This window comes from Epibacterium sp. Ofav1-8 (genome assembly GCF_022348185.1).
GTDB lineage: Bacteria > Pseudomonadota > Alphaproteobacteria > Rhodobacterales > Rhodobacteraceae > Epibacterium.
The window spans coordinates 188,881-214,811 of the sequence record NZ_JAKRFD010000009.1; the positions used below are offsets into that span (position 1 = coordinate 188,881).

General features: G+C 63.2%; 25 protein-coding genes. 12 read left to right on the forward strand and 13 right to left on the reverse strand.

Features of this window, described 5'->3' with window-relative positions; genetic code table 11:
• Positions 1 to 14: 14 nt before the first annotated feature.
• The 5 genes from yidC to MHM97_RS15425 all read left to right on the forward strand — a co-directional run bounded on the left by yidC (position 15) and on the right by MHM97_RS15425 (position 5,079).
• Positions 15 to 1,847: a membrane protein insertase YidC gene (gene yidC, locus MHM97_RS15405; RefSeq protein WP_239323257.1), complete on the forward strand. Its 1,833-nt coding sequence runs from the start codon at positions 15 to 17 to the stop codon at positions 1,845 to 1,847.
• Positions 1,844 to 2,581 carry an MOSC domain-containing protein gene (locus MHM97_RS15410; RefSeq protein WP_255729732.1) on the forward strand — a complete coding sequence of 246 codons (738 nt, stop codon included), beginning with the start codon at positions 1,844 to 1,846 and terminating at the stop codon, positions 2,579 to 2,581. The genes yidC and MHM97_RS15410 overlap by 4 nt, the downstream gene beginning before the upstream one ends.
• Positions 2,581 to 3,231, forward strand: coding sequence for a ribosome biogenesis GTP-binding protein YihA/YsxC (gene yihA / locus MHM97_RS15415; RefSeq protein ID WP_239323258.1), 651 nt, complete (start codon positions 2,581 to 2,583; stop codon positions 3,229 to 3,231). Before MHM97_RS15410 ends, yihA begins: the two co-directional genes overlap by 1 nt.
• A 16-nt stretch (positions 3,232 to 3,247) precedes the next feature.
• Positions 3,248 to 3,598 (forward strand): DUF2946 family protein, encoded by a 351-nt coding sequence (locus tag MHM97_RS15420; RefSeq protein ID WP_239323259.1) that lies wholly within the window; start codon positions 3,248 to 3,250, stop codon positions 3,596 to 3,598.
• A gap of 68 nt (positions 3,599 to 3,666) precedes the next feature.
• The gene (locus MHM97_RS15425) at positions 3,667 to 5,079 is read left to right on the forward strand and encodes a PepSY-associated TM helix domain-containing protein (RefSeq protein ID WP_239323260.1); all 1,413 of its coding nucleotides are present in this window, start codon (positions 3,667 to 3,669) and stop codon (positions 5,077 to 5,079) included.
• Between the two features lie 46 nt (positions 5,080 to 5,125).
• On the opposite strand, the gene MHM97_RS15430 is transcribed toward MHM97_RS15425, so the two are convergent.
• On the reverse strand, positions 5,126 to 5,857 hold the full coding sequence (locus tag MHM97_RS15430; protein ID WP_239323261.1) for an SDR family NAD(P)-dependent oxidoreductase: 732 nt from the start codon (positions 5,855 to 5,857) through the stop codon (positions 5,126 to 5,128).
• Positions 5,858 to 6,032: 175 nt separating this feature from the next.
• Between MHM97_RS15430 and argB the strand changes: the two genes are divergently transcribed.
• The 4 genes from argB to MHM97_RS15450 all read left to right on the forward strand — a co-directional run bounded on the left by argB (position 6,033) and on the right by MHM97_RS15450 (position 8,821).
• The gene (argB, locus tag MHM97_RS15435) at positions 6,033 to 6,893 is read left to right on the forward strand and encodes an acetylglutamate kinase (protein ID WP_239323262.1); all 861 of its coding nucleotides are present in this window, start codon (positions 6,033 to 6,035) and stop codon (positions 6,891 to 6,893) included.
• Positions 6,894 to 6,975: 82 nt separating this feature from the next.
• Entirely contained in the window at positions 6,976 to 7,677 is a 702-nt protein-coding gene (locus MHM97_RS15440; RefSeq protein WP_239323263.1) for a ferredoxin, read from the forward strand.
• A complete protein-coding gene (locus MHM97_RS15445) occupies positions 7,674 to 8,171 on the forward strand; it encodes a SixA phosphatase family protein (RefSeq protein ID WP_239323264.1) in 498 nt (165 codons plus the stop codon). The genes MHM97_RS15440 and MHM97_RS15445 overlap by 4 nt, the downstream gene beginning before the upstream one ends.
• Positions 8,172 to 8,395: 224 nt before the next feature.
• Positions 8,396 to 8,821: a GNAT family N-acetyltransferase gene (locus MHM97_RS15450; protein WP_239323265.1), complete on the forward strand. Its 426-nt coding sequence runs from the start codon at positions 8,396 to 8,398 to the stop codon at positions 8,819 to 8,821.
• 237 nt (positions 8,822 to 9,058) lie between these two features.
• Here the strand turns inward: MHM97_RS15450 and MHM97_RS15455 are convergent, their stop codons facing one another.
• The 8 genes from MHM97_RS15455 to crcB all read right to left on the reverse strand — a co-directional run bounded on the left by MHM97_RS15455 (position 9,059) and on the right by crcB (position 16,806).
• The gene (locus MHM97_RS15455) at positions 9,059 to 9,850 is read right to left on the reverse strand and encodes an amino acid ABC transporter ATP-binding protein (RefSeq protein WP_065322992.1); all 792 of its coding nucleotides are present in this window, start codon (positions 9,848 to 9,850) and stop codon (positions 9,059 to 9,061) included.
• A gap of 12 nt (positions 9,851 to 9,862) precedes the next feature.
• Complete coding sequence (locus tag MHM97_RS15460) at positions 9,863 to 11,170, reverse strand: amino acid ABC transporter permease (protein WP_239323266.1); 1,308 nt, start codon at positions 11,168 to 11,170, stop codon at positions 9,863 to 9,865.
• A gap of 1 nt (position 11,171) precedes the next feature.
• The gene (locus MHM97_RS15465) at positions 11,172 to 12,440 is read right to left on the reverse strand and encodes an amino acid ABC transporter permease (RefSeq protein ID WP_239323267.1); all 1,269 of its coding nucleotides are present in this window, start codon (positions 12,438 to 12,440) and stop codon (positions 11,172 to 11,174) included.
• 135 nt (positions 12,441 to 12,575) lie between these two features.
• Positions 12,576 to 13,592 carry an amino acid ABC transporter substrate-binding protein gene (locus MHM97_RS15470; RefSeq protein WP_239323268.1) on the reverse strand — a complete coding sequence of 339 codons (1,017 nt, stop codon included), beginning with the start codon at positions 13,590 to 13,592 and terminating at the stop codon, positions 12,576 to 12,578.
• 378 nt (positions 13,593 to 13,970) lie between these two features.
• Positions 13,971 to 14,675, reverse strand: coding sequence for an ATP12 family chaperone protein (locus tag MHM97_RS15475; protein ID WP_239323269.1), 705 nt, complete (start codon positions 14,673 to 14,675; stop codon positions 13,971 to 13,973).
• Positions 14,676 to 14,717: 42 nt separating this feature from the next.
• Positions 14,718 to 15,386, reverse strand: coding sequence for an HAD-IA family hydrolase (locus MHM97_RS15480; RefSeq protein ID WP_239323270.1), 669 nt, complete (start codon positions 15,384 to 15,386; stop codon positions 14,718 to 14,720).
• A complete protein-coding gene (locus tag MHM97_RS15485) occupies positions 15,383 to 16,429 on the reverse strand; it encodes an RluA family pseudouridine synthase (RefSeq protein ID WP_126136200.1) in 1,047 nt (348 codons plus the stop codon). The genes MHM97_RS15480 and MHM97_RS15485 overlap by 4 nt, the downstream gene beginning before the upstream one ends.
• The gene (gene crcB, locus MHM97_RS15490) at positions 16,426 to 16,806 is read right to left on the reverse strand and encodes a fluoride efflux transporter CrcB (RefSeq protein ID WP_239323271.1); all 381 of its coding nucleotides are present in this window, start codon (positions 16,804 to 16,806) and stop codon (positions 16,426 to 16,428) included. The genes MHM97_RS15485 and crcB overlap by 4 nt, the downstream gene beginning before the upstream one ends.
• A 201-nt stretch (positions 16,807 to 17,007) precedes the next feature.
• On the opposite strand from crcB, the gene MHM97_RS15495 reads away from it, so the two are divergent.
• Complete coding sequence (locus MHM97_RS15495) at positions 17,008 to 18,387, forward strand: multicopper oxidase family protein (protein WP_239323272.1); 1,380 nt, start codon at positions 17,008 to 17,010, stop codon at positions 18,385 to 18,387.
• Between the two features lie 65 nt (positions 18,388 to 18,452).
• Here MHM97_RS15495 and MHM97_RS15500 read toward each other — a convergent pair whose 3' ends face one another.
• From MHM97_RS15500 to MHM97_RS15510, 3 genes are all read right to left on the reverse strand, one after another.
• The gene (locus tag MHM97_RS15500; protein ID WP_239323273.1) at positions 18,453 to 19,784 is read right to left on the reverse strand and encodes a replication-associated recombination protein A; all 1,332 of its coding nucleotides are present in this window, start codon (positions 19,782 to 19,784) and stop codon (positions 18,453 to 18,455) included.
• 4 nt (positions 19,785 to 19,788) lie between these two features.
• A complete protein-coding gene (locus tag MHM97_RS15505; protein WP_239323274.1) occupies positions 19,789 to 21,186 on the reverse strand; it encodes a trypsin-like peptidase domain-containing protein in 1,398 nt (465 codons plus the stop codon).
• Between the two features lie 191 nt (positions 21,187 to 21,377).
• A complete protein-coding gene (locus MHM97_RS15510; protein WP_239323275.1) occupies positions 21,378 to 22,472 on the reverse strand; it encodes a 3-deoxy-7-phosphoheptulonate synthase in 1,095 nt (364 codons plus the stop codon).
• A 330-nt stretch (positions 22,473 to 22,802) separates the two neighbouring features.
• Here MHM97_RS15510 and MHM97_RS15515 point away from each other — a divergent pair, with 330 nt between their 5' ends.
• The gene (locus MHM97_RS15515) at positions 22,803 to 24,200 is read left to right on the forward strand and encodes an MATE family efflux transporter (RefSeq protein WP_239323318.1); all 1,398 of its coding nucleotides are present in this window, start codon (positions 22,803 to 22,805) and stop codon (positions 24,198 to 24,200) included.
• Here MHM97_RS15515 and MHM97_RS15520 read toward each other — a convergent pair.
• A complete protein-coding gene (locus tag MHM97_RS15520; protein ID WP_239323276.1) occupies positions 24,187 to 24,840 on the reverse strand; it encodes a YitT family protein in 654 nt (217 codons plus the stop codon). The two genes, MHM97_RS15515 and MHM97_RS15520, sit on opposite strands and share 14 nt — an antisense overlap.
• Before the next feature lie 139 nt (positions 24,841 to 24,979).
• Here MHM97_RS15520 and MHM97_RS15525 point away from each other — a divergent pair, with 139 nt between their 5' ends.
• Positions 24,980 to 25,879 (forward strand): NAD-dependent epimerase/dehydratase family protein, encoded by a 900-nt coding sequence (locus tag MHM97_RS15525; RefSeq protein ID WP_239323277.1) that lies wholly within the window; start codon positions 24,980 to 24,982, stop codon positions 25,877 to 25,879.
• Positions 25,880 to 25,931: the final 52 nt, after the last annotated feature.

Consider the following 25,931-nt stretch of genomic DNA (forward strand, 5'->3'; position numbering starts at 1 on the left):
AGGTGGCTGTCCAGATGGACGATCAGAACAAGAATCTACTGCTCGCAACCGCTTTGAGTTTCCTGGTGATCCTCGGCTGGTATTTCTTCTTCCCGCCCCCGGAGGAGGCCCCGCAGCCCGCCACCCAAGTCACCGAGACCACGCCGACACCGGGTGACACCTCTGCCCCCGCGGCCGCGCCCAGTGCCGGTGCGGCCACCGGCGAGGTCGACGCGGCCGCCGCCGAACCCGAGGCCGTCGAAGACACCCCGCGCCTGACGATCAACACCCCGCGGGTCGAGGGCTCCATCTCCCTCACCGGCGGGCGCATCGACGATCTGCGCCTCAAGGACTACCGCGAAACCCTGGACGACGATTCGCCCATCGTGACGCTGCTGTCCCCCGCCGGTCAGGCCAATGCCTATTACGCGCTTTATGGCTGGGCCCCCGGCACCGGTCTCGGCATCGAGGACGTCCCCACCGCCAACACCCGCTGGCAGGCCGAGGAGGGCGCGACGCTGACGCCCGAAACCCCGGTGACCCTCACCTGGGACAACGGCAACGGCCTCACCTTCTCGCGCGAGATCGCCATTGACGAGGACTACATGTTCTCGATCACCCAGTCGGTCACCAATACCTCCGGCGACACCGTCGCCCTGGCCCCCTACGGCACCTTGGCCCGCCACGGCGAACCTTCAAACCTCGAGAACTTCTTTGTCCTGCACGAAGGCGTGGTTGGCATGGCCGACGGGGAACTGGCCGAGATCGACTATGACGACATGACCGATTTCGACCCCGACCCGCGCGATGGATCGCGTGCGCAGGTCACCCCGGTCACCGAAAATGGCTGGATCGGCTTCACCGGCCACTACTGGATGTCGACCCTGATCCCGGCGCCGGGCGACGCCTTCCGCGCGATCGCGAAATATGACGAACGCCGCGACATCTACCAAACCGACGTCGTACTGCCGACCGTGACGCTTGCGGCAGGCGAAAGCACCGCCGCCAGCACCCAGCTCTTTGCCGGTGCCAAGGAATGGGCCACCATCCGCGAATACGAACGTGGCGGCATCGCAGGCTTCCTCGACTCGATCGACTGGGGCTGGTTCTTCTTCTTCACCAAGCCGATCTTTGCCGTGCTGCACTGGCTCAATGCCGCCATCGGCAACATGGGTGTCGCGATCATCGCGCTCACCTTCCTGCTGAAGATCCTCGTTTTCCCGCTGGCCTATAAATCCTACGCCTCCATGGCGCGGATGAAGGAATTGCAGCCCGAGATGGAAAAGCTGCGCGAACGCGCCGGTGATGACCGTCAGAAGATGCAAAAGGAGATGATGGAGCTTTACAAGCGCGAGAAGGTCAACCCGGCCGCGGGCTGTCTGCCGATCCTGATCCAGATCCCGATCTTCTTCTCGCTCTACAAGGTGATCTTCGTGACGCTGGAGCTGCGCCATTCGGCCTTCTTTGGCCCGTTCCAGGATCTCTCCGCGCCCGACCCGACCTCGCTCTACAACCTCTTTGGCCTGCTGCCATGGGGCGCGCCGACACCGGATTCGATCCTGGCGCTGGTCTTCATCGGCATCCTGCCAATCCTGCTCGGGGTTTCCATGTGGGTGCAGCAGAAACTGAACCCGGCGCCCACGGATGAAACCCAGGCGATGATCTTTGCCTGGATGCCTTGGGTCTTCATGTTCATGCTGGGTGGTTTTGCCTCGGGCCTCGTGGTCTACTGGATCACCAACAACGTGATCACCTTTACCCAGCAATACCTGATCATGCGCTCGCACGGCTATACGCCGGACGTCTTCGGCAACATCAGGTCGAGCTTCAAGCGCAAGGACAAAGCCGAGAAGGCCGAAAAGAAATGACAGCAACTGTCAGGCAGATGTGGCGGCACCCGATCAAGGGGATCGGGGCCGAACCACTGACAGAGGTCCGCTTGGAAACAGGCGGGCCTATGCCTTTGGATCGGGCCTGGGCGGTGCTGACCGGCACATCCGAGGATACCGGCACGTGGCAGCCCTGCCGGAACTTTGCCCGTGGCTGTTTCGGCCCCGAGCTGATGGCGATCACCTCCGAATCCCACGGCGATCAGATCACTCTGCGCCATCCCAAACAGGGCGAGATCACCCTTGATCCGGCCACCGATGGTGCGCGGCTTCTGGACTGGCTGTTGCCGATCTACCCGGCCGAACGCCCCCAGCCCCACAGCCTGATCAAGGCCCCTGCGGGCGGCATGGCGGATGCGAAATTCTCTGCCGTCTCGATCCTGTCGCTGACCTCGCTAAAGGCGCTGGGTGATGCCTTGGAACAAGACCTCGACCCGCGCCGCTTTCGCGGCAATCTCTGGATCGACGGCACCGCCCCTTTTGAAGAGTTCGACTGGGTGGGACGGGAGCTGAAAATCGGCTCCACCCGGCTGGAAGTGGTGGATCGCATCACCCGCTGCCGCGCCACCGAGACCAACCCCGAAAGCGGCGAACGCGATGCCAACACGCTGAAGGCACTGCGCGCGCATTGGGGCCACACCGATTTTGGCATCCGCGCCAAAGTCCTGAGCGGTGGCAACATCGCGCTCTCCGACTGCCTAGAGGTTCTGTGATGCAGCTTCCCTTCCCCCTCGCCGAAGCCCCCGACGAGATCGCCGCAGAAACCGGGCGCAAGCTCTTTGCCGGCCAGTCCGAGTTCCTCAAGGGCGTGGTGGCCATGTCCGGCCTGCCCCCCGCGGATCGGATCGAGGTCTGCTTTGCCGGGCGTTCGAACGTTGGGAAATCCTCGCTGATCAACGCGCTCACGGGCACCAAGGGGCTGGCACGCGCCTCAAACACGCCGGGGCGCACGCAGGAGATCAACTTCTTCACCCAGGGGCCCGAGCTCTATCTCGTTGACCTGCCCGGCTATGGCTACGCCAATGCGCCGCTGGCGGTGGTGGAGAAATGGCAGCGCCTGCTGAAACAGTATCTCTCCGGTCGCCAGACCCTGCGCCGCGCCTTTGTGCTGATCGACACCCGTCACGGTGTCAAAAAGGTCGACGAGGAGATCATGAAGCTTCTGGATACCTCTGCCGTGACCTTTCAGGTGGTGATGACCAAGGCCGACAAGGTGAAGGAGAAAGACCGCGCCAAGATCCTCGATCAGGTGCGCGAGGCGCTCTCCAAACACCCCGCCGCCTATCCCGAGATCGTGCTGACCTCCTCGGAAAAAGGTGACGGCATCGCCACCCTGCGCTCCATCATCGCGCATCTGGACTAAGCCCCTGCGCCGCCTTGTGCCATATCTGGGCCTGCTGGCCATCCTGATCGCCGGGTTGATCCCGGCGGGCTGGATGCCTGTGACCGCCCAAGGGGGCAAGGTGCTGCTGGTGCTTTGTACCGGCGACGGGCCGCAAGAGATGTGGGTCGAGCTTGGCGATGACGCGCCCGCCCACGAGGAGGACGAAAGCGCCAGCCGCAATTGTCCCCTCGCCGCCCAGCCACAGCTGGCGGCCCATACAGCCACGCAACTGCCCCTGCCCCTGATGGGGCCGGAGCGGGACCTGTGGTTCCGCGCCCCTTTCACTCATCACACCGCCGGGTTTCACTGGCGCTATGATGCCCGCGGCCCGCCCGCTCTCTCCTGATCCTTCGCAAAATCACCCTGATTACACCGCGCTTTGTCGCGGCTTTACTGGTATGGAGAACTCCCACAATGGCACTCAGCCAAACCGCTGGCGCGGATAGCCGTCCCGCCACCCCGAATCTGTCGCAAAAATTCTATTTCGCCGCATGGCGCTGGCATTTCTATGCGGGCCTCTACGTGATCCCCTTCCTCATCATGCTGGCGCTCACCGGCCTTGCGATGATGTATATCTCGGTCTTCGATGGGCGTGACGGCGAGTATGTCGCCGTGCCTGTCGGCGAGACCGTGCAGCCCATCGAAGTCCAGACCCAAGCGGCCGTGGATGCCATTCCCGGCGCAACGCGTGTTGAATGGATCGGCCCCAAGGCCGCAGATCGCGCCGCCGTGGTGCGCGTCGCCACCGAGGGCGGCATGCGCATGGTCGCCGTTGATCCCTACACCGCCGAGGTTGTGGAGACATGGGACCGCCGCGCGGGCTGGTATGACTTCCTCTCCGACATTCACGGCACATTGCTGATCGGCGACACCGGCGATCGCTTCATCGAGATCGCCGCAGGTCTCGCCATCGTTCTGGTACTGACCGGGCTTTATCTGTGGTGGCCCCGCGGCGACTGGACCTCTGCCTTTGTGCCGCGCCTGCGCGCCAAAGGCCGCGCTCTGTGGAAAAGCCTTCATGCGGTGATCGGCGTCTATATCTCGCTTATCTTGGTGGTGTTTCTGGTGTCCGGCCTGTCCTGGGCCGGGATCTGGGGCGAGCGCTTTGTACAGGCATGGTCCACCTTCCCGGCGCAGAAATGGGAGGCCGTACCGCTCTCGGACAGCACCCACGCCGACCATATGAACCATGGCGCCATGAAGGACACGCCTTGGGCGCTGGAGCAGACCCCGATGCCCGAATCCGGCTCTGACGCCGGGATCACGGGCCTGCCCGACGGCAGTGCTGTGACCGGTGACAGCATCTACGCGCTGGCGCGCACGCTGGGCTACGAGGGTCGTTTTCGCATTGTGTTTCCCGGTAATGACACCGGCGTCTACACGATCAACCAGGACAGCATGAGCAACGACAGCGCCTGCCCGACGTGCGACCGCACCGTCCATGTCGATCAGTTCACCGGCAAGATCCTCGCCGATGTGAGATTCTCCGACTACTCGCTGGCCGGAAAGTCCATGGCGGTGGGTATTGCCTTTCACGAGGGCGACATGGGGCTTTGGAACATCGTGCTGAACACGGTGTTCTGCCTCTCGGTGATCTTCGTCTGTGTGTCGGGCGTGGTGATGTGGCTCAAACGGCGCCCCTCGCGCGCAGGCCGTCTTGCCGCGCCGCCAGTGCCGCAGGATCTGCCGTTCTGGAAAGGCGCCGTACTGATCGGGCTCTTTGCCTCATTGGCCTTCCCGCTGGTGGGTCTGACGCTCTTGGCGGTGCTGGCACTGGATGTGCTGATCCTGTCGAACCTGCCCCGCCTCAAACGCGTGGTCAGCTGACCCTCGGCCCGGCTTTGCGCGCAAGGCCGGGCCAATCCCGCTCCGCTCAGACGTGTTGCGCGCCGTTCACCTCGATCTCGGTGCCGGAAATATAGCTGCTCTGTTCGGAGCACAGGAAATAGATCGCATCCGCCACCTCAGAGGGCTGGCCCAATCTGCGCAGCGGCAGTTTTTCCACGATCTTGTCGGTGCCGGGGCTGAGGATCGAGGTCTCCACCTCGCCGGGTGCGATCGCATTGACCCGCACGCCCATCGGCCCGAAGTCATGCGCCATCTCGCGCGTCAGCGCCGCCAGCGCCGCCTTGGAGGTCGCATAGGCCGCGCCCGCAAAAGGATGCACCCGGCTGCCCGCGATCGAGGTCACATTGACCACCGCGCCCTTGGCGGCCGCCAGTTCCTCCCGCAAACCGCGCGCCAGCACCACCGAGGCAAAGAAGTTGACGTGAAACACCTTGGCCCAGTCCATCAAATCGGTGTTGAGCGTGCTCAGGCGTTCGCCATCGGGTCCCTTGGGCGAAATCCCGGCGTTGTTCACCAGCGCATCCAGCTTGCCATCCTCCAGCCGCTCCTGAATGACACCAACCGCGTTGATGGTGTCCGAAGGGTCCGACAGATCCAGCTGCACATGGTTTTCCTCGCCCCCACCCCAGGGACACTCCTTGGGGAAAGGTTGGCGCGAACAGGTGATCACCCGCCAGCCCTCGGCATTGAACCGGCGCACGGTAGCATGGCCGATGCCCCGGCTGGCGCCGGTCAGAAGCAGGGTTTTGCGACGCATGGAATGTCCTCTCGCGGGCTGATGCTGCACCCGCAACAGTAGCACCGGCAACGGCATCTGCAATGGGACGCGGGGCCCCCGACCCAGATCCTCCCTTGGCAGGGGCACCGGAAATGCGTAACACCCTTGTGACACCCCGCGCCCGCGCCCCGGGCCGCCTCAGGACCTGACAGCGATGAAGACCAGAGACATGAACCGCGACTGGATTGCCACTGCCGAAACCCTCTCGAGCGCCCTGCCCTATCTGCAGCGCTATGACGACGCCATCGTGGTCATCAAGCTCGGCGGTCACGCCATGGGCAGCGACGAGGGCATGGAAAGCTTTGCCCGCGATGTGGTGCTCTTGCGCCAGGTCGGCGTCAACCCGGTGATCGTGCATGGCGGCGGGCCGATGATCAACTCGCTGCTCGACAAATTGCAGATCCAATCCGAGTTCGTGAACGGCAAACGCGTGACCGACACCGCCACCATGGAAGTGGTGGAGATGGTGCTCTCCGGCATGGTCAACAAACGCATCGTGCAGGCGATCAACGCTCAGGGCGGCAAGGGGATTGGCCTCTCGGGCAAGGACGCCAATCTCATCACCTGCGAGATGACCGACCCGGCGCTTGGTTTTGTTGGCACCCCGTCCGAGGTCAACGCCGACATGCTGCGGAACCTCTTTGAAAAGGAATTCATCCCCGTGATCGCCCCCATCGGTGCGGGCCGCGCGGGCGAGACGTTTAACATCAACGGCGACACCGCCGCCGGTGCCGTCGCCGCCGCGCTCAAGGCCGACCGGCTGTTGCTGCTGACCGATGTGGCGGGTGTCAAAAATGCCGAGGGCGTGGTGGTTACCGAACTCAAGGCCACCGATGTTGAGGCGATGACCGCCGCAGGCGTGATCGCCGGCGGCATGATCCCCAAGACCGAGACGGCGCTGGCCGCCGTGCGCGGCGGTGTCCGCGCCTGTACCATCGTCGATGGCCGCGTGCCCAACGCGGTGTTGCTGGAGCTGTTCACCGACCACGGCGCGGGCTCGATGATCCGCGACTGATTCGCCTGGGAGCGTCCGCAGCGGCCTGCCGTATGTCGCCGACGGGCTTGCCCGGCGCACGGTTCGCGGCTTCTCTGGGGACATGACGCTTCCGACCCCGACCCCGACCCCGACCCGTTCAAAGCGGATCTATGAACAGCTTGCCAGCGACCTGCGCCCACTGGGCCTGATGATCTATGGCGGTGTTCACCCGCACCGTGTGCCTGTGCCCCAGCTTGAGACGGGCACGCTGATCCTGATCGGCACCGCTCCAGACTTCTGGACCTGCCTCACCGCAGCGCCAGAGGGCCAGGACGGCACGCCCGATCCGGTTGATAGCTATTCGCGTCGGACCATCGGGGCTCTGGCGGATCGCTATCGCGCGGTGGCGTATTATCCCTTTGGCGGTCCGCCCTATACCCCGTTTGTGGCCTGGGCACTGGCCTCGGGGCGCGCTTTCACATCCCCGTCGCAGATGCTGGTGCATGATGAGGTCGGCATGCTGATTTCCTACCGCGGAGCACTGCATTTTGATAAGATACTCGACATCCCCGCGCCTGCGCGCACAACGTCCCCCTGTGTGGACTGCGCGGATCGCCCCTGTCTTTCCGCCTGCCCGGTACACGCACTGGTTGACGGCGGCCCCTACAAACTGGCAGCCTGTCACGATCACCTGGACACACCGCAGGGAACGGAGTGCATGGCATCGGGCTGTATCGCGCGCCGGGCCTGCCCGCTCAGTGACGGTGCCGGGCGCCCGCCTGCGCAGACTGCCCACCACATGAGGTATTTTCACCACCCATGACCTGTACCCTGTTTCTGACCCGCCACGCCAAATCCGCCTGGAACACCGACGCCCCAAGCGATCACGCCCGCCCGCTCAACAAACGCGGTCGCCGCTCTGCGGGCGCCCTGGGGAACTGGCTGCGCGACCAGGCGCTGCAGCCGGCCCAGGTTCTGTCCTCCTCGGCGCAACGCACCCGCGAAACCTACGAGTTGATGGAGCTGGCCGCCCCGGCGACCTTTACCGAACGCCTGTATCACGCCACGCCAGAGATCCTCTATGATGTGCTGCGCGAGGCAACGCAGCCGCAGGTGCTGCTGCTCGGTCACAACCCCGGGCTGATGGAATTTGCCCATGAGATCGTGAAACACCCCCCGCCCCACTCGCGCTTTGACGACTACCCGACCGGCGCCACGCTGATGGTCGAGTTCGACATTGCGCATTGGGCCGAGATGCAGCCTGCCAGCGGCAAGGTGATCGACTTCGTGGTCCCGCGCGAACTGCTGGGGGAGTGAGCCTCGGCAAAGGCAGGAGGGTGTACTTGCACATCGACAGACACTGCGCTACCACCCTCCCACCGACACAGGAGATTTGATGTCCCGTTGATGCCGGCGCATGGGCGCCAGTGCCGCAAGATACAAAACGCAAAGGTGGCCGTCGGAGCCGCCGCTTTTGACTTGCGCAATCCATCTATCAAATCTGCCGCTGAAAGGCGGCCCTCTACGGGATATTCCTGACCATGATCAGACCCTATTCTCCGTCGGACAAGCCGACGGTTCTCCACATCTGGCGCGAGGCCAACGCCATCGCGCATCCCTTCCTGAGCGAAGCCCTGGTCGCACAGGCCGAAACCATGATCCGTGACCAGTTTCTGGATCTCGCGGAAACCTGGATGATTGACGCAGATGACACGCCCGCAGGCTTTATCGCCCTCCTTGGCAATGAGGTCGGCGGCCTTTTTGTGCTGCCTGCGCATCAGGGCAAGGGCTACGGACGCGCGCTGCTGGATCACGCGCTGCACACCCGCGCGGAACTGGAACTCTGTGTCTTTGCCGCCAACCACCAGGCACGCGGTTTCTACAAGGCCTATGGTTTTCTGGCCGGGGAAGAACGGCTCAACGCCTTCTTCGATCAACCTGAAATCGTGATGCATCTTTCACGCTAACAACACGCAAACGGGCGGGGGGCGCTCCCGCCCGTCTCCATCCCATTGAAATGCGATATCGCCCGTTGGGCCGGGCGCGCCGCTGACGCGGCGCGATCCCGCTCTGCCTTCAGCTTTTTGCAAATATCTCGGGGGTCGGGCCCGCAGGGCCCAAAAGGGGGCAGCGCCCCCTCACACCCCATAAACAAGCGAAAAGGCCGGGCATCGCCCGGCCTTTTCTCAATTTGACAACAGGTCTCAGTGACCGAGGATCTGGCTGAGGAACAGCTTGGTGCGTTCGCTCTGCGGGTTGTTGAAGAACTCTTCCGGCTCGTTTTGCTCCACGATCTGACCGGCATCCATAAAGATCACCCGGTTCGCCACCTGACGGGCAAAGCCCATCTCGTGCGTCACGCAGAGCATGGTCATGCCTTCTTCGGCCAGCTCGATCATGGTGTCGAGCACCTCCTTGATCATCTCCGGATCCAGCGCCGAGGTCGGCTCGTCAAACAGCATGATCCGCGGCATCATGCACAAGCTTCGTGCGATCGCCACCCGCTGCTGCTGACCACCGGACAGCTGGCCGGGGTATTTGTCGGCCTGCTCGGGGATCTTCACCTTTTCCAGGAAATGCATCGCGCGCTCTTCGGCCTCTTTCTTGGGCGTCTTGCGCACCCAGATCGGGGCCAGCGTGCAGTTTTCCAGAATGGTCAGATGCGGGAACAGGTTGAAGTGCTGGAACACCATGCCAACCTCGGAGCGGATCTTGTCGATGTTCTTCAGATCATTCGACAATTCCGTGCCATCCACCAGGATCTTGCCCGCCTGATGCTCTTCGAGCGCATTGAGGCAGCGGATCAGGGTGGATTTGCCGGAGCCCGAAGGCCCCGCGATGACGATACGTTCGCCTTGGTTCACCGTCAGGTTGATGTCGCGCAGCACGTGAAACGCGCCGTACCACTTGTTCATATCGGTGATCTGGATGGCGACCTCATCCGAGACTTTCATCTTGGAGCGGTCGATTTCTCGGTCGAGAGCAAGTTCAGACATATGTTGAACTCCTTAACGGTGGCCAGTCTGGAGTTTGCGCTCCAGATACATGGAATAGCGGGACATGCCGAAGCAAAAGACGAAGAACAGCAGCGCGATGAAGCCGTAAAGCTCCCACACAAGACCATTCCAGTCCGCGTCAGCACGGATGGCGTTTGTCAGGTTCAGCGGGTCAAACAAACCGATGACCGACACAAGGGTGGTGTCCTTGAAAACGCCGATGAAGGTGGAGACGATGCCCGGAATGGAGATCTTCAACGCCTGCGGCATGATGATCAGCCGCTGCGCCTGCCAGTAGTTTAGGCCCAGACTGTCGGCTCCCTCGTACTGACCTTTTGGCAGCGCCGCGAGACCGCCCCGGATCACCTCAGCCATATAGGCGGAAGCGAAGAGCGTCACCATGATGAAGACCCGCATGATGATGTCAAAGTTGGTCCCCGGCGGCATGAAGATGTTCAGAAGCGTCGAGGCCACGAACAACAGCGTGATCAGCGGCACGCCGCGGATGAACTCGATAAAGCCCACGCAGAGCGTCTTCACGATCAAGAGGTCCGACTGACGCCCCAGCGCCAGCACGATCCCGATCGGCAAGGACAGGCCAATGGCCACAACACCGATCGTGATCGACAGCATGAAGCCCCCGAACTGACGCGACTCCACCGGCTCCAGTGCCAGCGGGATCACCGCTGCCAGGGCAGACGAGAACAGCGATGCCAGAAACAGCCACCAAACCAACGCCACGACCACCGAGGCGATCATCGCGATGAGCTCCGAGGTCTTCTCTGCCAGCATCTTGAAGATGGCATAGGCAATCACAAAACCAAGCGCGACGGCCACCGGCGTCCAGATCGTGCCCCCCCACAACAACCAGGGCATCACGAACGGGTAGATGGCGGTGAAGTAGATCAGCTTTGCCGGCACCTTATCGGAGAACAATACCGGCGCCAGCGCCACCCCGAGTAGCAGGAAGTCCAGCACAGGTCGCCACTGCAACTCGCGCGGGTAGAACCCGAACAACAGCTGGTTCCAGCGTTCGGAGATCACCCCCCAACACGCACCGGCATTATGTCCGTGCCGGCCCAGTTCCTCAAAGATCGATCGGCATTCGGTCAGCGAGGTGGCAGACCAAGTGGGCACGACAGCCCAGCCCAGCAGCCCCATAAGCACCCGAATGATGAAGTAGAGCGAGGCAATGGTCAGCACCGAGTTGAGCCAACCGGAAAACAGATTGGCCCGGATCCAGCCAACCACCCCGACTTCGCTGGCCGGCGGATCTTTCGGCGGAAGCATTTCCCTGCGAACGAACGAAATGTCACTCATCTTACCGCTCCACCAGTTTGACGCGATTGTTGTACCAGTTCATGAAGCCAGAGATCACAAGGCTGATCGTCAGATAGACGAGCATGCCCAGCATCACGGTTTCCAGCTCACGCCCGGTCTGGTTCATGGTGATCCCCATCAGGGTCCCGGTCAGATCCATGTAGCCCACAGCGATCGCGAGCGAGGAGTTCTTGGTCAGGTTCAGATAGTTGGAGATCAGCGGCGGGATAATGACGCGCAGTGCCTGCGGCAGAACCACCAGGTTCATGATCCGCTTCGGGCGCAACCCGAGGGCGGAGGCCGCCTCGGTCTGCCCCTTGGAGATCGCGAGAATCCCCGCACGGACAATTTCCGCAATGAACGCAGCCGTGTAGAGCGACAGTGCCAGCCACAGGGCAATCAGGGAGTTGCGCATATGAATGCCACCCTGGAAATTGAACCCTTTCAGCGCAGGGTATCCGAGGTGGAAACCCAGAAGCACCAGCAGCAGCAGCGAAGGCAGGATCACCACGGCGCTGCGCATATGCCAGGTTGTTGGCCGAAGCCCCGTCGCCTCCTGTGTCTTGTCGGCCCAGATCCGGATCTTGGTGGAGGCAAACAGGCTACCCCCCAGCACGATCAGAAAGGCCACCAGATCGAGCGAGATATCAAACCGCACGGCCGCATCGCCAAACAAATGGATATTGCCGAGCGAATTGTGGAACAGCGGTTCGGGCACGTAGACCCCGCGGTTGGTCACCGCCACGCTGTCAAAGACGTTCATCGTCGCTTCAGGCGTGTCCCCTCTGAAGTCCCGCGGCGCGGGGAGCGACTCGATCAGGATCGCCATGATGAACACAATCCACAAGAGCACCGGCACGTTGCGGAACATTTCCACGTAAATGGTCATCAACCGCGCGATGAGCCAGTTGGAGGACAGGCGCAGAACGCCGATGATCACACCCAGGATTGTCGCGGTGATGCAGCCCAGAAACGCCACCAGCAAGGTATTCAGCAGCCCGATCAGGGCAGCGCGGAAATGGCTGTTCTGGTTGTCGTAGTCCAGCAATCGCTGGTTGATGTCATAGCCGGCTGGCTCGGACAGGAAGCCAAAGCTGGGTTCTTTGCCCAGTTCGGCCAAGTTTTGTGCAGTATTGCTGATAAGCCATCCCACCAGGATGAGAAACCCGATCAAGGCAATGACCTGAATGGTCATTGACCGGTAACGGGTGTCGTAAATCAGCATCGACGGCCGAAAACTCTCTTTCGGCGGGTCAGTCAAAATCGACATATGTAGGGATCCCCGAGGCCTGCGGTTCCAGTCATCCCGGCGAGGTTTGCCCCGCTCTGTGTCTGGCCGCAGAATTCGTTATAAACTTTGGAAAAGGGCGCGAGGTATCCCCCGCGCCCTTTCCGGTTGCTAAACTTAACGGAACGGCGGTGCGTAGAGCAGGCCACCATCGGTCCACTGGGCGTTCAGGCCACGTGCGAGACCGATCGGAGTGTCTTCACCGATGTTCTTGGCAAAGACCTCACCGTAGTTGCCGCCCACGGACAGGGCTTTTGCGGCCCAGTCGGCGTCCAGGCCGAGCATCTCGCCCAGGTTGCCTTCGGTGCCGAGCAGACGGTTGATTTCCGGGTTGTCGGTGCCGGACGCCATCTCGGAGAGGTTGGCGGAAGTCACGCCCAGTTCCTCTGCCGCGACCATCGCGTTGAGGGTCCAGCGCACAACGTCACCCCACTCGTGGTCGCCGTGGCGGACCAGCGGGCCGAGCGGCTCTTTGGAGATGATCTCCGGCAGAATCGCATGCGCGGTCGGATCGTCGAAGGTCGCGCGGGTGGCCGCCAGGCCGGACGCGTCGGTGGTGTAGACGTCACAGGCGCCAGCCAGATACTGCTGCTGCGCTTCGGCGTTGGTTTCGATCGGAACCGGCTCGTAGCTGATGTTGTTGGAGCGGAAGAAGTCCGCCAGGTTCAGCTCGGTGGTGGTGCCGGTCTGGATGCAGACGGTGGCGCCGTCCAGTTCCTTCGCGGAGGACACGCCCAGCTCCTTGGGCACCATGAAGCCCTGACCGTCGTAGTAGTTCACGCCGACGAATTCGAACTTCAGGTCGACGTCGCGGCTGAAGGTCCAGGTGGTGTTGCGGGCCAGCATGTCGATTTCGCCCGACGCCAGCGCGGTGAAGCGGGTCTTGCCGGTGGTCGGAACGAATTCGATCTTGCTCGAATCGCCCAGCACGGCAGCGGCGACAGCGCGGCAGACCGCGACGTCGAAGCCTTCCCATTCGCCGTTTGCATTCGGCGCTGCGAACCCGACGAGACCGGTGGTGACGCCGCAGTTCAGCTTGTCACGTGCCTTGACGTCGTCCAGCGTGCCGGCAGCGGCTGCACCGGCTGCGAGACCGGCCACGGTCAGCGCGCCAAAGAATACGGATGTGTTCATGTTTACCTCTTCCTGACTATCCACCTGAGTTTGGTGGTTCTTTATAGCCCACCCGTCACGGTGCGGGCTGTTTGAAACAGGGTTCGCCCCCGTTTTCGATGCCGAGTTTGGGCGGATTCATCAACGAACGTCAAGGGTAGGATCACCGGTTTCAATGGGCTTTTCACCCTGAGCCCCGGGGCGCTGCTTTATTTTGGGCGCTAACTTTGCGAATATTGCGGTGAGGAATGCGACAAACTTCGCCAGGGCCGGATTTATAGCAGGATTGTTGCGCGGAGATTTTCCGGCCTGACGCCCCGCCATGGCCACAAACCCGTTGCTTCGCGCCGCCTTGCGCCGGTTTGTGGCCGGGAATGGAGCCGGGACTGGCGCCGGGAATCAAACCCGCGCGTAGAAACCGGCGGCGTGCACAAAGGCTTGTTTCTTCTGCGCCTCGATCGCCTGCGCCTCGTCATCCGGGCCCCAGAGCTCCTCTTGCCAGCGCTCGTCGATGCGCGAGATTTCCCAGATCTCATCCAAGGAGCGCCAGTTCGCAGCCGTGGCGAACCCCAGGATCAAGGAGCCGGTCAACCCCACCAGATCGTGAAACGCCGCGAGCTGAAACGGCGTCATTTGATGCACCCGTTTGCGCAGCACCTCCAGCGCAGCCCCGTCTTGCGGCGCATGCAGGATGCCAGCGCGCGGCAGCAGGCGTGCGCCCAGCGCAGCCTCGGCCCAATCCAGCGCCGCATCCCAAGATTCGCTCTGACGGGCGACCAGCCCCTCGGGGCTTTCGGCGCGGTAGCACAACAGATCGCTGTCGCCGTATTCCGCCAGCATATCGGCGACCTCGGCAAACTGTACCGCCACCTTGTCGATCGCCGCATTGGCCGACCGCGTGTTGGGCATCGACAGCGGGTCGATCTGGTCTTCCTGCGCGTCCCACTCTGCGGCAATCGCCTCAGCCAGCGCCCGGGTCGGCACCACCAGCGCGGTTTTTGCCGGTGTTTTCACGCGCCGCCCGTCCAGCGCCACGGCAAAACCCGCGCCGTCTTCCTCGACGCTCACCTCTTTCCAGAATCGCTTCTGTTTCCATTCACTCATCTCGGTCCGTCCTTCTTCGTCTCGGGCGTGGTCGCGGCAGGCTCAGTCCGGCCAGATCCGGCGCAACAGATCCGGCAGCGCGGCAAACTCCGCCAGCAGGTGATCCGCCCCCAGATGCGCAGCCGCATGGTAGCCCCAGTCCACGCCGATGGTCGTCACCCCGGCGGCGCGGCCCATCTCCATGTCAAATGTGGTGTCGCCAATCATCACCGTGTCGGCAGGCGGGATGCCCGTCTCCGACATCGCCGTGAGGATCATCGACGGATGCGGCTTGGAGGGATGATGATCGGCCACCTGACGGGTGACGAACATTCCCAGATCATGCCCCTCGATCAGCGCGTCCAATCCGCGCTGGGATTTGCCGGTGGCCACACCAAGGATGTACTCCGGCACCGCATGCAGCGCATCCAGCGCCGCCCGCGCCCCGGGATAGAGCGGCGAATGCGCCGCGCCCTCGCGCAGCCGCGCCGCCTGATAGGCCTGTTTGTAGCCCTCGACCAACGCGTCCTGAACCTGCGCGGACTGATCCGCCGCCAAACGCGTCATCGCCTGCGACAGCGACAGCCCCACGATGGACAGGATCGCCGCGCGTGAGGGCGGCACCACCCCAGCCCCTGCAAAGGCCTCATTCATGCAAGACACGATCGTCCCCTGACTGTCCACCAGGGTCCCGTCCACATCAAACAGAATGAGCTTTAGCGCAGAGGTCAAAACAGCGTCTCAAAGGGATCGTCGGCGGCCAGATCCTCGGTCCAGCCAAAGGTGTCCCAGCTCTCTTTCATATGATCCGGCAGCGCAGCGGTTACCGTCACCACTTTGCCGGTGACGGGGTGTTCGAACTGCAAACGGCGCGCGTGCAGGTGCAGTTTCTTCGAGATCAGACCGCCGATTTGCGCGCCCCAGCCATCGCCGAGGTTTTCCTGACTGGAGCCGCCATATTTGCCATCGCCAATGATCGGATGCCCCATGCCCGCCATATGCGCCCGCAGCTGGTGGGTGCGGCCCGTCACAGGCTCCATCGCGACCCAGCTCGCACGGCTCGCCACGCGGTAGAGGGTGGCATAATAGGTATGCGCACGTTTGGCCCCGGGCGTGGCATCCACGTCGCGCGGATCAACCGGGATCATCTTTTCCCCCTCGCCGGATTTGCCGTGCCCCGGTGCCTTCACCAACCCGGTCTTGATCTCGCCGAGGTAGGGCGTCGGCACGCCTGCGACCAAGGCCCAGTAGATCTTGCGGGTGTTCTTGTGGCGAAAGGCTGCGGTCAGCCCCTGCGCCGCCTTGCGGTTGCGCGCCAACACCAGCAGGCCGGAGGTGTCCTTATCCAGACGATGCACCAGCCGCGGCTTGTCCTCGGCGTCAAAACGCAGTGCTTCCGAGAGGCCATCGACGTGTTTGGTGGTGCCAGAGCCACCCTGCACCGCCAGCCCCGCCGGTTTGTTGATCACCAGAACATCGTCGTCCTTGTAGACCACGCAATCGCGAATCATCTTGGCGTCGGCATCCGAGATCTTCACCGGGCGCGCCTCGGCCGGTTTCATGTCGCTCTCGGCCAGCGGCGGCACCCGCACCACTTGTCCGGCCTCTACGCGGGTGTTGGCCTTCACACGGCCCCCGTCCAGACGCAGCTCGCCCTTGCGGCACATCTTCTCGATGCGGCCTTGGTTTACATGCGGGAAAAGCCGCCGCAACCAGCGGTCGATCCGCTGGCCGCCGTCGTCTTCGGTGACGGTGATCATCTGCACGCCGCTCATGTCAGCACTCCTCTGGCCGCCATCATGCCAAGGGCAAGGGCTGCAATAGACAGGCCTGCGGAGAGGCCAATATAAAGCGCGGCCTGCCCGTAGGCCCCGCGCTCGAACAAGGTAACCGCCTCCAGCGAGAAGGCCGAAAACGTGGTGAAACCGCCCAGAACGCCGGTCATCACAAAGGGCGACAGATGCGTCAGCCCCTTATGCGCCGTCAGGACCACAAAGGCGCCCATCAGGGCAGAGCCAAGGATATTCACCCCCAGCACCCCCAGCGGAAACGGGGTCGGCCCGAGCATGCGCAGCACGCCCACCCCCACGAGGTAGCGGCAGCTTGCCCCGATCGCGCCGCCCAGCGCCACATTCAACACGGTTATCAACATGCCCGCTCCCTTCGCGCGGGCGGCTGGGGATGTCAAGTTTTCCGCGCGATTGGCCGCTCTGCACCGCATGCAGAGCGCGACGGCAGTCCTGCGGCGCCCCCGGGCCCTTTCACAAACGCGTCAGCTTCCAGTGGGTGGAAGTCTTTGCGCCCACGCTTGCGCCCTCTACCCTCTGCGGCAAAACCAGAGAAAGCCCCGCCGATGACACCAAGCCGCCGCCAGTTCCTCAGCACCCTTGCCACGCTGCCCCTGCTGCCCGCCCTGCCCCGGCTGGCACAGGCGGCGCCGCACCGCCTGACGCTTGCACCGGCATCGCAACAGATCGCCCCGCCGAACTACCCGGCCACGGATCTGTGGTGCGTCAACGGCACCATGCCGGGCGAGACCCTGCGCCTGAAACAGGGCGCGCGGCTGGTGGCCGAAGTCGAAAACCGCCTGCCGCAGCCCACCAGCCTCCATTGGCACGGCATCCGCATCGATAACGCCATGGACGGGGTGCCCGGCGTCACGCAGGACCCGATCCAGCCCGGTGAGACCTTCACCTATGATTTCGCCCTGCCAGATGCGGGCAGCTACTGGTACCATTCCCACGCGCAATCGGTGGAACAGGTCGAACGCGGCCTGCAAGGCATGTTGATCGTCGAGGAACCGGATGCGCCGGATGTGGATCAGGACCTGCCGCTGGTGATCGACGACCTGCGTGTCACGGCCGAGGCCGCAGTCGAGACCACGTTCAATGCCCCGCATGATCTGTCGCACGCGGGCCGCATGGGCAACGTGCTCTTGTGCAACGGCAAGATGGTGGCGGACCACCCCGTCAAAACCGGCGAGCGCCTGCGCCTGCGCCTCATCAACAGCGCCAATGCGCGTATCTTCACCCTCGGACTACAAGGGCTTGAGGGCTGGGTGATGGCCTATGACGGCATGCCACTGGCCATGCCGATGCCGCTGCCAGACCAGCTTGTCCTCGCCCCCGCCCAGCGCATTGATCTGTTTGTCGACGTGACTGCCAAGGCTGGCGAGGACGCATTTCTCGTCCAGTTTGAGCGCGATGGCGGCTATGAGCTGGCCCGCTTTCCGGTGACATCCGGCACCCGCACCCGCCGCACCGCGCCCGCTGCGCTACCGCCCAATCCCGACTTTCCCATCGATCTGAATTCAGCCCGCAGCGTCGATCTGATCACCGAAGGCGGCGCGATGGCGTGGCTGCAAAACGCCAATTTCAAAGGCGAAAACCTCACCGGCCAGGACCTCGCGCAATTGGGCCAGTTCTGGTCCTTCAACGGCACCGCAGGCCGCCCGATTGACCCGCTAATCACGGCAAGCCTGGGGGAGACCATCCGCATCCGCATAGTCAACGACACCCAGTTCCCGCACGCCATGCATCTGCACGGCATGCATTTTTCCGAGGTCCTGCCGGATGGTACGCTCGGCCCGTTGCGCGACACGCTGTTGATGCTGCGCGGAGAAACCCGCGAGATCGCCTTTCAGGCCCATAACCCGGGTGATTGGCTGTTTCACTGTCATATGCTGTCGCATCACGCCGCGGGCATGGGCACATGGGTGCGGGTCACCGCCTGAGCCTTTCCGCTTCTTAGCGAAATATCCCCGCCGGAGGCCTTCAGGTTTTGTCCGCAAAACCTGAATCACTCTCCCTGGCGCTGGATGCGCTTCTTGGCAAAGAACTCCGTGCGCTTGCGCAGCTCGCGCTCAAACCCGCGTTCCACCGGCTGATAGAGCACAGGCCGCCTCACCCCGTCGGGAAAGTAGTTCTGCCCTGAAAACCCATCCTCGGCGTTGTGGTCATAGTCATAGCCTTTGCCATAGCCCTGCTGTTCCATCAGCTTGGTCGGCGCATTGAGGATATGCTTGGGCGGCGGCTCTGACCCCGTCTCCTTGGCCAGACGTCGCGCCGCCTTATAGGCCATGTAGCCCGCGTTGGTCTTGGGCGCGAGCGCAAGGTAGATCACCGCCTGCGCCAGCGCCAACTCCCCTTCCGGAGAGCCAAGCCGCTCATAGGCGTCCCAGGCTTGCAGGCAGATCGCCTGCGCCTGCGGGTCGGCAAGCGCAATGTCCTCCACCGCCATCCGGGTCAGACGCCGCGCCAGATACTTGGGGTCTTCGCCGCCCTCCAGCATCCGCGCAAACCAATAAAGGGCCGCATCCGGGTCCGAACCGCGCACCGATTTATGCAGCGCCGAGATAAGGTTATAATGCTCATCGCCGGATTTGTCGTATTTCGCCGCACGCCGCATCAGCCGCGTCGCCAGCGCCTCCCGGCCCAGGGGCTGCTCCACCTTCCAGGCCGCGACCTGCTCGATCAGGTTCAAGAGCGCCCGCCCGTCGCCATCGGCCATCTGATGCAGCGCATCGCGCGCCTCGGGCAACAGCGGCAAGCGGCGCTCCAGCGCCTGTTCCGCGCGCTGCGTCAGCCGCTCCAGATCCGCAAGGCTCAGACGTTCCAGCACCAAAACCTGCGAACGCGACAACACGGCGGCATTGAGCTCAAAGCTCGGGTTTTCCGTCGTGGCCCCCACCAAAAGGATGGTGCCATCCTCCATATGCGGCAGGAACCCGTCCTGCTGCGCCTTGTTGAAACGGTGGATCTCGTCGACGAACAACAGCGTGCCTTGCCCGTTCTGGCGCCGGATCTTGGCCGCCTCAAACACCTTCTTGAGGTCCGGCACACCGGTGAAAATGGCCGAGATCTGCACAAAATGCAGATCCGTCTCCTGCGCCAACAGCCGCGCGATGGTGGTCTTGCCCACCCCCGGCGGCCCCCAGAAGATCAGCGACGACAGCGCCCCGGAGGCCAGCATCACCCCCAGCGGTGCCTCTACGCCCAAGACCTGCTCCTGCCCGATCACCTCGGCAAGCGTGCGGGGCCGCAACCGGTCCGCGAGCGGGCGCGGAGCGTCATTGGCCGCATCGTGATCGCGCTGAGCGCCCGCCTCCCCGCTGTCAAACAGATCCGCCATCGCTTTACAGCCGGAACCGAAGCGACACGCGCTGGCCCTGTCGCAGCAGATCCAGCCGCATCCAGCGGCCACTGTTCATCAAAAGGTTCGCCACATCTTCGGGCGCTGTGATCTCCTCGCCATTGATGGCCAGCAACAGATCCCCCGCGCGCACGCCGCCGCGCCCGGCATAGGGGCCGGGGTCCATCACCACCACGCCTTCGGTCGACAGCGGCAGCTGCATCTTGGTGATGACCTGCGGGTTCACCTGCCCCACCACCAGCCCCGGCATCGGGGTTTGCTCGTTCAGCGTGATCGGATCAGCAGCCGGAGAGTTGGGCGCTTCCATCAGCGCCACCTCAACGGTCTCGGTGTCGCCCTGACGCACCCGCGTCACCGTGCTGGTGCCGCCCAGTTCCGCCACCGACAGGCGAAAGGCCATCTCGGAGGGCGAGTTCACCGGCTCGCCATCCACGGCCAGCACCACATCGCCCACCTCAAAACCCGCCTCTACAAAGGGGCTTTGCGGATGCAGCTCGGAGATCAGCATCCCATCCACCTGCCCGAGGCCCAGCGCCTCGGCCAGATCGGAATCCACCGGCTGGCCCGTCATCCCTGCCCACGGGCGCTGAAATTCGCCTTCGCCCTCACGCGCCTGACGCACAAATTCGCGCACCAGATTGGCCGGGATGGCAAAGCCAATGCCGTTGGAGCCGCCCGAGCGGCTGAGGATGCGGGTGTTGATGCCAATGAGATCGCCATTCACATCGATCAAGGCCCCACCAGAGTTGCCCGGATTGATCGGCGCGTCGGTCTGGATGTAATAGCCAAACCCCTGCCCGCCGCCAGTGCCCGTGCGCGCAAGGCCCGAGATAATGCCCGAGGACACCGTCTGCCCCACCCCAAAGGGGTTGCCGATGGCTAGGGTCAGCTCGCCCACCTCGACCTCATCGCTGTTGCGCAGGCCAAGGAATGGCAAGCCTTCGGCGTCCTTCAACTGCAAGATCGCCAGATCGGACGCCTGATCCGCAAGGATCACCTCGGCCTGATACTCGCGCCGATCATTGGTCACCACGCGGATATCGGATGCCTCGCCCACGACGTGATAGTTTGAGACCACGATGCCATCCTCGGAGAGGATCACGCCAGAACCGAGCGAGTTCTGCACCCTTGGGCGCGGCTGGGCAAACTGGCGAAAGAAATCATCAAAGAACGGATCATCCGCAAAGGGGCTGCGGGCGCGGTCCTGTCGGATGATCTTGGCGTAAATATTCACAACCGCCGGTGCGGCCTCTTTGACCAGTGGCGCAAACCCCAGTGAAATCTCGGTCTGGCTCTGCGGGACTTTGGTCTCTGCCTGCGCTGCAAGCGGCAGGCTGGTCACCAGAGCGAGGGTCAGGGGAAGGGCAAGACTGCGGATCATGGGGCCTCCGGGACGTTATTTTGGTCCTGATGATATGCGAAGGTGCGCAGGGGATTGCAAGCATGTGCAGAAAAACCGGGGCTTGAGGGGCGCTGCCCCTCCTGACCTGCGGTCAGTTCACCCCGGGATATTTTGGGTTAGAAGATGAAGGGGGGCGGCAGTGCACCGCCCCGTTTCGTTTTGATCCGGTCTCAGCCAGCAAGGCGCGCGCCGAGGGTGCGGCGGGTCTGGACCGCCTGCGCCAGTTTGCGCAGCTCGGCCTCGGTTTCCTCCCAGCCGATGCAGCCGTCGGTGATCGACTGACCGTAGGTGAGGGCCGACAGATCCCCGTCCTTGGGCAGATCCTGACGGCCGTGTTCGAGGTGGCTCTCGATCATGATGCCGGTGATGCGGGCCTCGCCCTGCGCCATCTGACCGGCCACATCCGCAAGCACCTCGGGCTGTTTGGCCGGGTCTTTGGCGGAATTGGCATGGCTTGCGTCGATCATGACCTGCGGGCGGATGCCATCGGCTGCGGCCTTTTGGCAGGCGGCATCGATGCTGGCCGCGTCATAGTTGGTGCCACCGCCCCCGCGCAGGATGATATGGCAATCGGGGTTGCCAGCGGTGGCCGCAATCGCCGCAAGGCCCGAGGGCGCCAGCGCCATGAAATGATGCGGTGTGGCCGCAGAGCGCACCGCGTCGATGGCGATCTGCACATTGCCGCGGGTGCCGTTCTTGAACCCCACCGGGCAGCTCAGGCCCGAGGCCATCTCGCGGTGGATCTGGCTCTCGGTGGTGCGGGCGCCAATCGCGGCCCAGCTGACCAGGTCGCTGATGTATTGCGGCACCGCCGCATCGAGGAATTCGGTCCCCACCGGCAGGCCCATCTCGCTCAGGTCAAGGCAGAGTTTGCGAGCAATCGACAAGCCCTTGTTGATGCGGAAAGATCCGTCGAGGTTGGGGTCGTTGATCAGCCCCTTCCAGCCTGCAATGGTGCGGGGTTTTTCAAAGTAGACCCGCATCACGATCTCCAGCTCATCGCCCAGCTCGGCGCGCAGCGGCGCGAGGCGGCGGGCGTAGTCCAGGGCGGCCTCCGGGTCGTGGATGGAACAGGGGCCAACCACCACGACCAGCCGGTCATCCGCTCCATGCAGGATCTTTTGAATGCTGGCGCGTGCAGACAGGACGGTCTCGCGCGCGGCATCGGTCAGTGGGTGTTTCACCGCGAGGGCTTCGGGGCAGATCAATTCCTGCATATCGGTAATCCGGAGGTCATTTGTCGGGGTTGCAGAGAGCGTTGTCATCGGGGCTTTCCTTTGGCGGGTGCCCCGTCTGGACCTCTGGACAACAAAAAACCGCCCTTGGTCCCGGGGCGGTTTGGTGCGGTGTTCTGGTGTTTCTGTCAGTTCAATTCAGAAACGCGAAGACCCTCCGTCCGCCATGTGGCGCGGATAAAAGTAATACCAGAACTGGGCGAACTGTTGGGTCATGCGCCGGACGCTAGCGAAGATTCGCGCCCCTGTCGATCCCCAAACGCAGCTGTTTGCCAGCGCAAGGTGATTGTACCTGCGCGCCGTGTGACTAGATAGGACCAGCGGATGCTCCGCAAAAACCAGGATGACGGAGATCCGCACATGCAACAGGCCAAGTTTCTCAAGGGCAATTTGCTGCGCCATATCACGGTGATGTCGCTCACCTCCTCGGTGGGCTTGATGGCGGTATTTGCGGTGGATTTCATCGACATGGTCTTTATCGCCATGCTCGGCAAAGAAGAGCTGGCGGCGGCCGTGGGCTATGCCGGTGCGATCCTGTTTTTCACCACCTCATTCAACATCGGGATTGCCATTGCGGCAGGTGCGTTGGTGGCGCGGGCCCTGGGCGCGGGGGATCATGTCCTGGCCCGGCAGCAGGCCTCTAACGCCTTGATATGGGGCGGGGTCTTCTCGGCTCTCTTTGCCGTGGTGATCTGGATTTACCTCTCGCCGCTGGTGTCGCTTCTGGGGGCCAGAGGACGGGCGCATGATCTTGCGGTGGACTATCTGCAAATCATCGTGCCGACCTTGCCGCTGCTGTTGATGGGGATGGCGGGAGGGGCGATCCTGCGCGCCCATGGCGATGCGCGCCGCGCCATGATGGCAACCATTGCCGGAGGGCTGGTCAATGCGGTGCTGGACCCGATCCTGATCTTTGGCCTCAATCTGGAACTGACCGGCGCGGCCCTTGCCAGTGCGGCCTCGCGCGTGGCGGTTGCGGTTTTTGCCTTGGGGCCGATCTTTCGCCACCACGGCGGGTTGGAGCGCCCGCCGCTGTCGCTGTTTATCGCCGGGCTTGCGCCGATCTTTGCGATCTCATTTCCGGCGATTCTCACGCAGCTGGCCACCCCGGTCGGACAGGCCTTTGTCACCCGCGCCATGGCGGAGTTTGGCGAGGATGCGGTGGCGGGCATGGCGATTATCGCCCGGATGTCGCCGCTGGCCTTTGGCACCATCTTTGCGCTGTCGGGTGCCGTGGGGCCAATTGTCGGACAGAACTACGGCGCGGGGAATTTTGCCCGTGTGCGGCGCGCGTTTTGGGATGCGCTCCTGTTCACTGGTATCTTTGTGGCGGTGATGACGGCGATCCTGTTTGCCCTGCGCACGCATGTTGACGCACTGTTTGACGCCGACGGCACCGCGCTCACGCTGATCTACCTGTTTTGCGGCCCGCTTGCGCTGGCGTTCTTCTTTAACGGAGCGATCTTTGTGGCCAATGCCAGCTTCAACAACCTTGGCCGCCCGTTCAACTCCACCTGGCTGAACTGGGGGCGCAATACCATCGGGACCATCCCGCTGGTGTGGCTCGGCGTGCATCTTTATGGCGCCCCCGGCGCATTGATCGGTCAGGCGGTGGGCGGTGTGATCTTTGGGGTTTTTGCAATCTGGCTTGCGCGGCGCGTGATCGCCGAGGTTGAGGCCACCGGTGGCGCCCCCAAAGGGCCCGGCCTGTTCCAGCGTCAGGCGCGACAGATCATCCTTGCCTTCAGTCGGCGCTAGGCTCTTTCGGCGTGGCGCGCCCATAGCCGGGGCGCCCGGTGCCGCTTTGGGCGACGTCGAAATTCCACACGATGCAGAGGTTCGTGATCATCGCGCCGATAAAGGAATAGATCAGCTGTTCAGGTGACAGCACCAGCGCCGAGGCGGCAAAGACACAGGCGTCGACGCCCAGTTGGAACCAGCCGGCCTTGAACCCGGTGCGGTGCTCGATGATGATGCCGAGAATGGTCATGCCACCGGCAGAGGCATTGTGGCGAAAGATCGCGATCAGCCCGGCCCCGCTGCAGGCCCCACCCAAGAGCGCCGCAACGCCGATGTGCAGCGCATCAAAGCTCAGGTAGTGCGGCAGGATCTGCGCCCCGGCGGAGATCCCCAGAACCACCATCACCGTGCGCAGAGCAAAGACCGCGCCGCGTCTCGTCCAGGCGAGGATCAGGAACGGCACGCCGATGGCAAAGAACAGCGGCCCGAACCCCAGCGGCAACACATAAGAGAGCAGCAGCGCGATGCCCGCGGTCTGCCCGGTCACCAGCCCGGCAGCCTTGAGGAACACCACGCCGAGCGAACACATCACCACGCCAAAAACCAGACCTTGCAGGTCGAAGGCGGTCAACAGGGGCTTTGGGGCGGCGCTGCGCATGGTGGATCCTCGGTGATGGGGTGCCTCCGTGATAGGCCGCTGCATTGCAGAAAACAACGGTCGAGATGTCGACATCTTCGACTGGACCTTGCCCGGATCACCACTATCCTCCCCCGCAAGGATAATGAGGAGGCTCACAATGCGCATTCTGTTCACCGGCGGCTCCGGCAAGGCCGGACGTCACGCCATCGCCTATCTGCTGGCGCAGGGGCATCGGGTGGTCAATGTGGATCTCAAGCCGCTCGACCTGCCGGGGGTCGACAACCGCATCGCTGATATGACCGATGCCGGCCAGATGCATGACGTGATGCACGCCTGGGCCGGATATGACGAGATGGAAAGCCACCGCAGCCCGCCCCGCTTTGACGCGGTGGTGCATTTTGCCGCCGTGCCGCGCCTGCTGATGACCTCGGACAACGAATGCTACCGGATCAATACGGTGGGCACCTACAATGTGATCGACGCAGCGCTCAAGGCTGGCGTGCACAAGGTGATCTTTGCCTCCTCGGAAACCACCTACGGGATCTGTTTTGCGGGCGGGGAGCGCCTGCCGGAGTATCTGCCCATCGACGAGGATCACCCGGTGGTGCCCGAGGACGCCTATGCCATGTCCAAAGTGGCCAACGAGCACGCCGCGCAGAGCTTTCAACGCCGTACCGGCGCCGACATCTACGGGCTGCGCATCAACAATGTGATCGAGCCGCATGAGTACAAGGCGAACTTCCCCGCCTATATGGCCGATCCGGACATGCGGCGGCGCAATATCTTTGCCTATATCGACGCCCGGGATCTGGGCCATATGGTGCAGAAATGCCTCGAGGCGGACGGGCTGGGGTATCAGATCTTCAACGTCGCCAATCGCGATCATTCCGTGAACCTCTCCACCTCGGAGATCATCACCCATTATTACGAGGGCGTCCCCGCCCGGGAGATGGGCGCGCGCGAGACCTTCTATTCGATCCGCAAGGCGGAACGGATGCTGGGCTTTGATCCGCAGCACAATTGGCGCATGTATCTGGACGACCCGCGCGAGGTCTGAGCCGGGACGCGGCAAATCCCCTTGCGCTTGCGCTGCCCGGGTGGAATGCAGG